Raw genomic sequence first — 11647 nt, forward strand, 5'->3', positions numbered from 1 at the left:
AAGCCCGGTCAATGCCGGGCTTTTCGCGCAAGATTAAAACTACTCCTCACACTGATCGTCGTAAGCCTCTGCATCAAGCAGGTTATCTAGCTCACTCAAATCAGAGGGCTGCATACGGAAAAACCAACCGTCGCTGTAGGGATATTCATTGACCGTTTCAGGGCTTTCATCCAAAGCGTCGTTCACTTCGATGATTTCACCAGACACTGGCGCGTAAATATCCGATGCCGCCTTGACGGACTCGACCACCGCCGCCTCATCACCCTGCGAATACTCCGCACCTACTTCTGGCAATTCAATAAACACCACGTCACCAAGGGCGTTCTGAGCGTGGTAACTAATTCCTACAGTAATCGTGCCGTCTGACTCAAGGCGCGCCCACTCGTGGCTGCTAGCATATTTTAATTCGCTGGGGGTATTGCTCATTTAATGGCCGTCCTCTGCTGACGATTCGTTAGATTTGCGCATTTTAACGCCGCGCTCGACAAATACAAAGTGCTCAATGACGACTGCGACTGATACTGATTACTACTGGGATTAATCCAGCCGCTACCAAGGCCAATGCAGGCAGTGCAGCAAGCTGCCACTGCCCCTCTGCCGTCATCTCGTAAATTCGTACCGCTAGCGTGTCCCATCCGTAGGGACGAAGCAATAAAGTCGCGGGCATCTCTTTCATCACATCCACAAACACCAGGACCATCGCCGTCAGTAAACCGGGCCTCAGCATTGGCAAATAAATGCGCCACACGAGCTCACCGCCGTGAGCACCCAAAGTGCGAGCCACCTCAGGTAAGCTGGGACGAATACGCTCTAAAGACGATTCCAAGGGACCGCTGGCAACGGCTAAAAAGCGAATCCAGTAAGCAGCCAACAGGGTTGCGATAGACCCCACTAGCACCGGCACCGGTGACATGCCTAACCAGCGCTGAACAGGGATAAAAACCTGGTTATCCATAAACGTAAACGACAGCATGATACCCACCGCCAAGACTGAGCCCGGCAGGGCGTACCCCAGCTGCGCCACGCTAAAAAAACCGCCGCGCTTAAATTGGCGACGATTAAAAGCCAGCACTAGCGCCAAAAATACCGTGATCGCTGCAGCGAGACCAGCCAATAACACTGTGTGTTGCAGCAATTCAAAAAACCGCTGATTAAGTTGCGCGACGCCTTCGTCGACCGCCCATACCAGCAATTGCAAAACCGGCAACACAAACGCAAGCGCTAACACCACACTACAGCATATGGTCATTGCCCAAGCTTTTACCGGCTTCACGGCAAAACGGTAGCGATGCTGCAAGCGTCCGCCCTGCACAAACCGGCGGCCACCGCGGGAGCGACGTTCGGCAAACAAGGTTAACGCCACAAACAACAGCAGTATCGAGGCTAGCTGTGCGGCGGCTTGAATATTAAAAAAACCAAACCACGACTTGTAAATGGCGGTGGTAAAGGTGTCGTAATTAAATACCGCGACGGTGCCAAAATCCGCCAAGGTCTCCATCATCGCCAAGCTCACGCCCGCCACAATGGCCGGCCTCGCCATCGGCAGCGCTACGCGATAAAACGCCTGCCAAGGATTGCAACCCAGTACCCGCGCCGCCTCGGTGGTATCGCTGCTCTGCGAAAGAAAGGCACTTCGCGCCAGCATGTAAACGTAGGGATACAAAACTAAAGAGAAAACAATAACGACAGTCAGTGCATTGCGCACATCCATGCTGCCGTATTGCTGACCAAACTGCAGCCGCAAAAAGCTCTGCAGCGGCCCACCAAAATCAAAGACGCCAAGAATAACAAACGCCATCACATAGGCCGGCACCGCCAAGGGCAACATTAGCAGCCATTCGAACCACGCACGACCGGGAAATTCGCACATCACCGTCAACCATGCCAAGCCTATACCCAACACGCTGACCAGTATTGCCACGCCCACCAACAGCACCAAGGTGTTGAATAATAAGCTGGCCAACTGAGTGGCAATTAAATGCTGCCAGACCTCAGTTTGCGCCGAGCCCCAACTCATCACCACGACCAAGATCGGCGCCATCACTGCAAGCACAGCGGCAACACCAATTAATCGCAATAACCATAGACCAGCGGCCGATCGACGCGGTGCGCCACCGGCCTCTGACAAAGCAAACTCTTGGGATTCGAACAATGGCCGTGGCGTATCGAGCACTCAGCGATATCCCGCGCGATCCATCAATTTAATGGCGTCGCTCTGCAGGCGACCCGCCTCGCTCAAAGGCATCGTATCGGCGCGAAAACTTCCCCACTGATCGATAAGCTCAGAAGGTGCGGTTTTATCGTTAACCGGATATTCCTGATTTAAGTGCGCAAAATCATACTGCGCCGAAGGCCCAGACAACCACTCCAGTAATCGCAAGGCATTTTCTTTATGCTTGCTCGCCTTGGTGATTCCCGCCCCGGAAACATTCACATGTACGCCTCTCGCTGCAACACCCTCTCCGCCCTGATTAGCCCAGAACAAACCTATCGGCAACTCGGGGTTTTCAACTAGCATTCGGGCGAGATAATAGGTATTCACCAAGCCAACATCACACTGACCGGCCTCGATCGCCTCGACCACTTTTACATCGTTTGAGAACGGTGACACGGCCAAGTTATTTACCCACGCGCCGACAATTTGCTCGGCCTTTTCTTCACCGAAGGCCGAAATCATACTGGCAACAAGCGACTGGTTATACACTTTCTTAGACGTACGCAGGCACAAACGCCCACTCCATTTTTCATCGGCAAGATCTTCGTAGCCCGCCAGCTCTTCCGGCTTAACGCGGTCAGTTGCATAAACAATGGTGCGGGCGCGAATGGACACACCAAACCAGCGTCCCTGCTCGTCACGTAGGGCAGGCGGAATATTTGCCGACAGTGTTTCAGACTGAACCGCGTGCAAAATCCCCATATTGGCAGCGTGCCAAAGATTTCCCGCATCAACCGTGATTAACATATCGGCGGGCGAGTTCTCACCCTCTGCTTTTAAACGTGCCAATAACGGCCCCGCCTCATCGGTTACATAGCGGATGCTAATGCCCGTTTCTTTAGTAAAATCGTCAAAAATAGGCTTTATAAGCTGCTCGATACGCGAACTATAAACAACCAATTCCGGCCCCTTTTCGGCAGGCGGCTCACTTTTACCGCAGGCGACCAACACCAAGGTCGCCAAAAAGATCAGCGCGATTTTATGCATCATCCTAGCCTCTCACAGGAAATTTGGGCGTAGATGATAATTATTATCATTAAACATCTCAATGTATTCCACGATTTATTACTAGTAAATGCCGCCTAAGATCCAAATCAATCAAGGCGTCACTGAGTGTTGGTGCAATAGCTTAAGAAAAGCCTTACGGCTTGTCAGACAAACCCATCGCCTTTGCGATGATTTGTCTTTTAAGAGGCAGGGCCATATCCAGCCAGCGCATACCGGTGTTTCTCAGCAATCGCAAAGGCATGGCAGGGGTTTCAAACAAGTGCTGAAAGCCTTCCATCAAGGCCATCATTGCCAAATTACCGCCCTTGCGCCGGCGCTGATAGCGGCTTAACACCGCATTATCTGCCAGTGACAAGCCACGCTCACAGGCGCGCCGACACTCTTCGGCGAAGACCATCGCGTCTTGAAAGCCAAGATTAATGCCCTGGCCGGCTAGAGGATGAATGGTGTGCGCGGCGTCGCCGAGTAAGACCACCCCGTCGCTGACATAGTCCGCCGCATGACGCTGCCTGAGCGGAAAACTAAAACGGCGACTACTCGCCACCACCGCTCCCAATCGATGTTCAAATTTGGCGGCCAGCTCGCGGCAAAAATCATCGTCATCAAGCTGCATCAACTGTGCTGCAATCTCAGGTTTTACCGACCACACAATGGAGCAGTAACGCTGTTCACCAGCGGCATCAGGCAGGGGCAAAAATGCCAGCGGCCCCTCAGGTAAAAATCGCTGCCAAGCGGTCTTACAATGCGGCTGCGCGGTTTCAACCGTCGCCACAATTGCATGGTGATGGTAATCCCACTCGCGGGTAACAAAGCCAGCCCAATCGCGAATCTTAGAATTGGCGCCATCGGCGGCAACCACCACAGGACTGCGAATAAGTTTGCCACCCGCCAGACTCAAATTTACGAGGCCTGGCTGTCTGTCCATGGTTTCGACAGGAGCGCCGAAGTAGCACTTCACACGCCCGTTTTCGCGCAGATTATTAATAAGAGAGGCATTGATTAAGCGGTTTTCAACGATATGACCGAGGGCGGGGCGCCTAACCTCACTGGCCGCAAAATGGATGCGGCCAGTGCCTTCTCCATCCCACACTTCCATGTCAGTGTATGCACAGGCCCGCCGACTAACAATATCGGACCACGCGCCAAGCTCGTCTAAAAAGCCGCGCGAGGCCTCGGTAAGCGCGCTGACTCTGGCGTCAAAATCAAAAACACTGTCTTCAATTTTCGGCCAGCCTTCGCGCACCGGCTGCGCCTCAAGCAGTGCTACTTTTATCGGCAAATCAGCCACCGCCAGCGCCAGCGCGGCACCCGCCATGCCCGCCCCCACAATCACTAAATCAAAATCAGCAATATTCTCTGCCAACATCCGCATTACTCCGCTGCGGCACCGGGCAAAATGCCCGCTGCTCTGGCTACAAAACGTGATTTTGCCGGCGGGGTGACATCCAGCATAGAAAGACCGAGATTTCTAAACAGACTGAGCATCGGCTTACGATTACTGAAAATGCCGGTGAGCTGATCGGAGAAGGTCGTGGTCACCAACTGGTCGCCACGCTGACTATTGATATATTTCTGCAATAATTTTAAATCGCCGAGATTCTCGCCGCGACTGTGCGCAGTCGCCACCAAGCGACTCAGGCACGCCACATCGCGCAGCGCTAAATTAAAGCCCTGCCCAGCCACCGGATGCAGTGAATGGGCAGCGTTACCCAGCACCGCTACTTGGCCACGAACCTGCTCATCGGCTTGCATTAGGCGCAGCGGAAAGGCATTGCGCTGGCCGACTTTGCGCAAGCGGCCTAAGCGATAGCCAAAGTTGCGCTGCAGCTCTGCTAAAAACTCCTCGTCCGACCACATTGCAACTTCATCAGCCATGGCTTCGGGGAAGGTCCACACCAATGCAGAGCGGGACATACCAGACTCATCGGCTAACAGCGGTAACAAGGCCAGCGGCCCGCGCTCGGTAAAACGCTCGTAGGCACAGCCTTTGTGGGGCTTTTCCGTCGCGACATTCGCGATCACCGCGACCTGGTGATAATCGTCAACACTTGCGCCAATACCAAGCTGAGTGCGCAAGCCAGAATCAGCGCCGTCGGCAATGGCAACCAACTGGGTCGTGACTTCTCGCAGTGAATCACCCTCACGCACACTCAAAGTCGCATAGGACTTCGACACCACCACAGACTCTACCGAGGCCGGTGACAGAAATTCCACCGCCGTGTTCTGGCGCAATTGATTGAGCAAAACATTGCCAAGCCAGGCATTTTCAACAACGTAACCTAAGGCACGCCAACCCTGGCTTTCTGCGCTCATTAACACGCTACCAAAATGGCCGCGGTCAGACACATGAACCTGTGAAATGGCACAAATATGTTCCGTAAGCAGAGGCCACACTGCCAGCTCTTCATAAATTTGCGCGCTGCCAAAAGACAAGGCCGTAGAGCGCGCATCAAAGCTGGGCCGATAAGCGGGCTTACCCTCGCCGTGTGGCGGCAGCGGGAAATTCTCTACCACCAAAACGCGCAGCCCCGCCTGACTATATTTATCTAGACACAGAGCCAAGCTAGCGCCGACCATGCCGCCGCCAGCGATCACCACGTCGTAATCAGACCGAGGCAAGACGCGCCTCCGCCATCAAGGCTTCTATCTCTTCCGCTTCTTTGGGCACGTATGCCGTCAAAATTTCACAGCCAGATTTGTTTACCACCACATCGTCTTCAATACGAATGCCAATACCGCGCCACTTCGCATCAACGTCTTTATTATCGAACGCCACATAGATCCCTGGCTCGATAGTAAGCACCATACCCTCTTCAAGCACCCGCCACTCACCGCCCACTTTGTAGTCACCGACATCGTGAACATCCATGCCAAGCCAATGACCGGCTCTGTGCATATAGAACGGACGGTAGGCTTCCGCAGCAATAAGTGCATCAACATCACCGCTGAGTAGGCCCAACTTCACGAGCCCCGCCGTGATCACCCGCACGGTTTCGTCGTGGGGCTGATTCCAGTGGTTGCCAGGCTTCACAGCGGCAATGGCCGCTTTTTGCGCATCTAATACCACCTCGTATAAGGCCCGCTGCTCGGGGCTAAAACGGCCATTCGCGGGAAACGTACGGGTGATATCAGCGGCGTAATAATTCAGCTCGCAGCCGGCGTCGATCAACACTAGATCGCCGTCGCGAACTTCGCAGCTATTCTCAACATAATGCAATATGCAGCCATTTTTGCCGGCGCCAACAATCGTGCTATAGGCTGGAAACCGAGCGCCATTACGACCAAATTCATGCAGAATTTCAGCTTCTAATTGATATTCAAATACACCGGGTCGGCACAAGCGCATTGCGCGGCGATGGGCCTCTGCTGAAATTTCGCCGGCGCGACGCATCACTTTTAATTCCGCCGCCGACTTATATAAACGCAGATCGTGTAAATGATGATCTAGGTCCAAAAACTCCCCTGGCGGCTGGGCGCCAGTGCGCACCTTGGAGCGAATCACGTTCACCCACTGCATCACCTGTTGATCGAACTCAGTGTGCCGCCCCATGGCGTAGTACACACGCTGACGCCCCTCCAGCAGGCCGGGAAGAATGTCGTCAATATCCGCAATAGGGAAGGCGTCATCGGCGCCGTAGTGAGAACAGGCCCCCTCTGGGCCAGCGCGATAGCCGGTCCACAGCTCCATAGCCGGATCGCGGTCTTGGCAAAACAGTACGCACTCACCAGTAGCACGGCCAGGCAGCAAGACCAAAACTGCATCGGGCTCGTCAAAGCCCGTTAGATAATAAAAGTCACTATCCTGACGAAAAGCGTATTCAGAATCCCGATTTCGGGTCACCATTTTGGCAGAGGGCACCACAGCAATACTGCCTGGCTCCATCAGTGCCATTAATTTTTTACGGCGGCGAGCAAATTCCTGCTTACTAATCGTCATTCTTTTTTCATTACCCTTCACTAGTGGGGGGAATATTGGAGGAAACGCTGTATCAAATGCTACAAAAGCTTATCACAGGCGCGCTTAGACTGAGCGCTGCATTGACCTGCATTAAGTCAAATCAGTGCAAGCGCGGTGTATTGTCGTCATCGGCGGGCGCCTCGCCGCCATTACACTCAAGAAAGATCGTCATCGCCGCCACTCGCACATACTCACAGACCGCAAAATAATCTTGCTCCCCGTCTTCATCAGTTTGCTCATCAGCCGATACTTGGGCGATTGCGGCAATATCGCTAATCGCCTCGGTCAGATCAGCCGAATAGGTTTTTTGCTTATCCACACTCTGCTGCTTGCCTGCCATCGCAAACCCCGTCAGATAGCCTTGGCACCACTGCCCCAAACTCGCGATACGCTGATCCAAATCGAACTCATCGTCCGGCAACAATAAATCTAAGCTCATCTCGCCAGACTCCATGCTGTCCAGCGCAGCGGTATACACCCTATATAAGGCGTCACTTTGCTCGGGATCGGGATTTTCACAATCCAGCAAATCGATACAGTGCTTAAGCCACGCATCCGCGCTAATACGTCCGCCCACCGAGACGAACCCCGCTGCATAGCCGTGCAGTTCAGCCGGCGGCTGCAGCGCCCCCAAACTCAAAAATAAATTAGCAAGATCGTCGTGTTCTAAGCTGGCGGTCATGTCGTTAAATCCATCAATACATCAGTAGCCGGCAATGGTAGCGCTGCAGCGCGATAAAATCGAATATCAATGCACTTATCAAACTAGCACTTTTGCAAGGCCTAGCGCTTGCCACCCATGTTTGCGTGCCGGCTAGATACGACAGTGTCACCACCCATCTGTAAAGTGCCATGACGGAGCGGCCTCACTTAATTACGTTGACCCACCCATCAAGGCCAATCTACTATTATCCAATATCTTTCTATAAACGGACGCAATCTCAAGATGGATCAGCGACAGTTGCAACTTTTGGAACGAAAAGTAGATGAAATTGTCCAGTTGTGCGAGCAACTCGACAAAGAAAATCGTGCATTAAAAGCAGACGCATTGCACTGGCGTACTGAGCGCGAACAACTGATCGAAAAAACTGATATCGCCCGCGCGAAAGTTGAGTCCATGATTCAGCGTCTGCGCGCACTGGAGAAAGAGTCGTGAGCACCAACACCATCACCTTAAAAATACTCGATAAAGAATATCAGGTGGCGTGCCCACCAGAAGAGCAAGCCGCATTGATGCAGGCTGGCCAGTTTCTAGACCAAAAAATGCGCGGTATCCGCACCTCGGGCAAAGTTATTGGTTTAGAGCGCATTGCCGTGATGGCCGCATTAAACATTAGCTACGAAATGCTGCAAGCCAAACAAAATGCCACCCCCACAGAAGAAGAAAACCAAACCGTTAACCGCATTAGCGACAAAGTTGAACAAACATTGCAGCGCTGCCGGCAGCTTGATATCAGCTAGTGTAAACAAGCACATCCCCTTATAGGTCTACCCTGTTATTAGCCAAAGCCAAGCGGTATACTTAGCTACACCCTGGGATATTAGCTAGGCTGCTTAGACCCCTGAGCCGATGCTTTTCCCCCCGGAGGGCTCTAGCCGAGATTGGTGTGCATGTCCGCTTGTCGGAAAGCCTAAAAATCTCGCGGAGAACTCCACCTTGAACCGCTGGGTTCAAGGGCCACGTAGCCGGCGGTATCTTGGGGCCTTTTTTTACACCTCCCGCACACCCCTTAAATCATCACAATTTATTGTGTCGACGCTATACTGTTCAAGATGAACGCCACCCTAAAATCCAAATTGCGACGCGAACTTCGCGCTAGACGCCAAAGTCTCAGCGAAGATCAGCAAACCATCGCCGCTAAGCAGTTAACGCAACGCCTTATTCGGCTGGCCGCGTTCCGCCATGCTCGCCATGTCGCTGCCTATATCGCCAGCGATGGTGAAATCTCACCGGCACCGCTTTTACGTTTCGCCAAACTAAATGCAAAGCACTGCTATCTACCTAAAATATCTCGGTCGGCAACAAGTAATAGCATGACGTTTTACCCCTACCACCACCGCCAAGCACTCGGCCCAAATCGATATGGTATTGGCGAGCCTGCGGGCTTACGCCGGCAGCCCCGAGTGCCGCGCAAACTCGATATTGTGCTTTTGCCTTTAACGGGCTTCGACAAACATGGCCGACGTCTCGGCATGGGCGGTGGATATTACGACCGCGCTTTTGCCTTTAAACGAACATATAAAGTGCGAAAACCCATCATGATTGGTCTCGCTCATCAATGCCAAGAAGTTAACTCACTGCCGACTGATCACTGGGATATCCCACTAGATTTTATTGTGACGGATCGGCAAGTTATAAAAGTGAAAAAGCGGTGAGTGCCGCTCTAATATTTTAACAATCACTATGGAAGCTTTGCGTTCAGATTCTGTGGTATCTCGTCATACCCGACCCCGATCGGGTATTCAGCTGAGCTGAGTAGCGTATGCCTTTGTTTAGGTAGCTGATCCTCGACTAGCTTTTTCAAGACATATCCGAGTCAAATGCGTTACTCGTTCAGGCGCCCATTCCTAAACAATTTCAGGTGCCATCGTTTTCTCAATATTTCGTAAAATATCACGCCACGAAACCATGCCAACAATATACTCGCCATCCCTAACAATCGGTATGCAAGATATTTTATTTTTATTGAAAATATGTATAGCATCACGGACCGATGACTCTTCATCTGATGTTATAGCTTGTCGAGTCATAATTTGGTGAACTTTTTTATTAAGTGTCGCCATATCCTTACTTGTAGCCGCCATGGTGCCTATATTCGGACTAATCGACTTGAGCAAATCTCTATCCGAAACAATGCCACACAATTTCCCGTCACAAATGACTGCAAGGTGATGGAAATTCGTTTTATCAAACAACTCCTTTACCACTCTTAAATTGTCATCCAATTCCACTGTGACAACTTTCTTACTCATTATGTCTTTTATTTTCATAGTAAATCCACGCCCCAATACAAGAAGGTGCACTACTCCGAACATGTATAGTTATGGCTAATTCCGTGACTAAATATAATTTAGTCACTATTCCAACCAAAAAATATAACTTAAAGCCTCTGCTAATTGCATAAATATTTATGCGGGGATGACTCAATTAAATTAGTAGCCTTACTGATCTTCAGAAAAACGTGCGCCCTCAGCATCTATTTGTAGAGATGGCGCATCATCTGTGGAATGCTTTTCCGACAGGCGGATACGCAAGGCAAGATTTGTATGGGAATCCGCGTTGTGAAGCGCCGTTTCTAAAGTAATCCTGCCAGACTCATACAAATTGAATAACATCTGATCGAAAGTGTGCATCCCAGATTCATTACCTTTGCCCATAGCATCTCGAATTTCATCCACACGACCATGTTGAATTAAATCGGATATATGTGATGAGAGAAGTAATAACTCTGTACAGAGTGCTCGATCACCGTCTATCGAAGGCACTAATCGCTGAGCAACAACCCCTTTTAAATTAAGTGACAGATCCAGAAGGAGTTGTTTATGAGCCTGTTCCGGGAAAAAATTTAGAATACGCTCAATCGCTTGGTTCGCATTATTCGCATGCATGGTTGCCAAGCATAAGTGCCCAGTTTCAGCGTAAGCTATTGCGTGCTTCGCCGTTTCAACATTGCGAATTTCTCCGATCATAATGACATCGGGGGCTTCTCGCATTGCGTTGACCAATGCGTCGTCAAAGGTTTTTGTATCGATCCCAACTTCGCGCTGATCCACAAGCGATCTCTTGTGCGGAAAAAGAAATTCGATTGGATCTTCAATAGTCAAAATATGGCCATCTACATGCTCAGAGCGGTGTCCGATCATTGCGGCAAGAGTGGTACTTTTTCCTGAGCCCGCGGCGCCAACAACTAACACTAAACCGCGTTTAAGCATAACCAAGTCACCGCATGGCTTGGGCAAACCGAGCTGAGTAAATGAGGGGATTTTGGATTTTATTAGGCGGGCAACAAGGGCAACTTCACCGCGCTGATAGTAGACGTTTACCCTAAAGCGAGCCAACCCAGATACTGAAACAGAAAGATTTGCCTCAAAGGTTTCCTCAAAATCAGAGGTTTGACGATCTGTCATTATCTCATAAGCCATTTGCTTAACTTCACCAGGCTCAAGAATTCCAGTCTTAACGGGATGGGTAACACCGTTGATTTTAACGTGAGGGGGAGCGCCGCAACTTAGAAATAAGTCCGACGCCTCCTTCTTAACCATCAATGCAAATAGCTCATGTATATCTTGCATATATGACCTCAAATACGTAAGCCTTCAAAGGCCTTTTCTTGATCATACTCGCCCACCTAAGCGCCAACCATAGGGGAATCACGTATAGGAGAGTAGCAACAATCGACGCTTAGAATTTAATAAGGGCATCTTTGTATTCGATTTCGAAAAAGCTGCCTATTTCACAATTTCCT

At 51.1% G+C, this 11647-nt stretch carries 12 protein-coding genes and 1 other RNA gene; 4 read left to right on the forward strand and 9 right to left on the reverse strand.

The window, feature by feature from the left end; all coding sequences use genetic code 11:
- Positions 1-39 precede the first annotated feature (39 nt).
- The 7 genes from gcvH to KXJ70_RS07725 all read right to left on the reverse strand — a co-directional run bounded on the left by gcvH (position 40) and on the right by KXJ70_RS07725 (position 7863).
- On the reverse strand, positions 40-426 hold the full coding sequence (gcvH, locus tag KXJ70_RS07695; protein ID WP_219042831.1) for a glycine cleavage system protein GcvH: 387 nt from the start codon (positions 424-426) through the stop codon (positions 40-42).
- Positions 427-499: 73 nt separating this feature from the next.
- Entirely contained in the window at positions 500-2173 is a 1674-nt protein-coding gene (locus KXJ70_RS07700) for an ABC transporter permease (RefSeq protein WP_369409755.1), read from the reverse strand.
- Positions 2174-3205, reverse strand: a complete 1032-nt coding sequence (locus KXJ70_RS07705) for an extracellular solute-binding protein (protein WP_255558217.1) — start codon at positions 3203-3205, stop codon at positions 2174-2176.
- A 151-nt stretch (positions 3206-3356) separates the two neighbouring features.
- Complete coding sequence (locus KXJ70_RS07710; RefSeq protein ID WP_219042832.1) at positions 3357-4589, reverse strand: FAD-dependent monooxygenase; 1233 nt, start codon at positions 4587-4589, stop codon at positions 3357-3359.
- A 5-nt stretch (positions 4590-4594) separates the two neighbouring features.
- Positions 4595-5842, reverse strand: coding sequence for a 2-octaprenyl-6-methoxyphenyl hydroxylase (gene ubiH / locus KXJ70_RS07715; RefSeq protein ID WP_219042833.1), 1248 nt, complete (start codon positions 5840-5842; stop codon positions 4595-4597).
- Entirely contained in the window at positions 5829-7160 is a 1332-nt protein-coding gene (pepP, locus tag KXJ70_RS07720; protein WP_219042834.1) for a Xaa-Pro aminopeptidase, read from the reverse strand. The genes ubiH and pepP overlap by 14 nt, the downstream gene beginning before the upstream one ends.
- 121 nt (positions 7161-7281) lie before the next feature.
- Complete coding sequence (locus KXJ70_RS07725; RefSeq protein ID WP_219042835.1) at positions 7282-7863, reverse strand: UPF0149 family protein; 582 nt, start codon at positions 7861-7863, stop codon at positions 7282-7284.
- 264 nt (positions 7864-8127) lie between these two features.
- Between KXJ70_RS07725 and KXJ70_RS07730 the strand changes: the two genes are divergently transcribed.
- The 4 genes from KXJ70_RS07730 (at position 8128) to KXJ70_RS07745 (ending at position 9557) form a co-directional block, all read left to right on the forward strand.
- Positions 8128-8337, forward strand: coding sequence for a TIGR02449 family protein (locus KXJ70_RS07730; protein WP_219042836.1), 210 nt, complete (start codon positions 8128-8130; stop codon positions 8335-8337).
- On the forward strand, positions 8334-8642 hold the full coding sequence (locus tag KXJ70_RS07735) for a cell division protein ZapA (RefSeq protein ID WP_219042837.1): 309 nt from the start codon (positions 8334-8336) through the stop codon (positions 8640-8642). Before KXJ70_RS07730 ends, KXJ70_RS07735 begins: the two co-directional genes overlap by 4 nt.
- Positions 8643-8708: 66 nt before the next feature.
- A non-coding RNA gene (gene ssrS, locus KXJ70_RS07740) (6S RNA) lies at positions 8709-8889 on the forward strand.
- Positions 8890-8954: 65 nt separating this feature from the next.
- The gene (locus KXJ70_RS07745; RefSeq protein ID WP_219042838.1) at positions 8955-9557 is read left to right on the forward strand and encodes a 5-formyltetrahydrofolate cyclo-ligase; all 603 of its coding nucleotides are present in this window, start codon (positions 8955-8957) and stop codon (positions 9555-9557) included.
- A gap of 192 nt (positions 9558-9749) precedes the next feature.
- Here the strand turns inward: KXJ70_RS07745 and KXJ70_RS07750 are convergent, their stop codons facing one another.
- Positions 9750-10172 carry a CBS domain-containing protein gene (locus KXJ70_RS07750; protein ID WP_219042839.1) on the reverse strand — a complete coding sequence of 141 codons (423 nt, stop codon included), beginning with the start codon at positions 10170-10172 and terminating at the stop codon, positions 9750-9752.
- Between the two features lie 171 nt (positions 10173-10343).
- The gene (locus tag KXJ70_RS07755; protein ID WP_219042840.1) at positions 10344-11474 is read right to left on the reverse strand and encodes a PilT/PilU family type 4a pilus ATPase; all 1131 of its coding nucleotides are present in this window, start codon (positions 11472-11474) and stop codon (positions 10344-10346) included.
- Positions 11475-11647 lie beyond the last annotated feature (173 nt).

The sequence above is a fragment of the Zhongshania aquimaris genome (assembly GCF_019312595.1).
GTDB lineage: Bacteria > Pseudomonadota > Gammaproteobacteria > Pseudomonadales > Spongiibacteraceae > Spongiibacter > Spongiibacter aquimaris.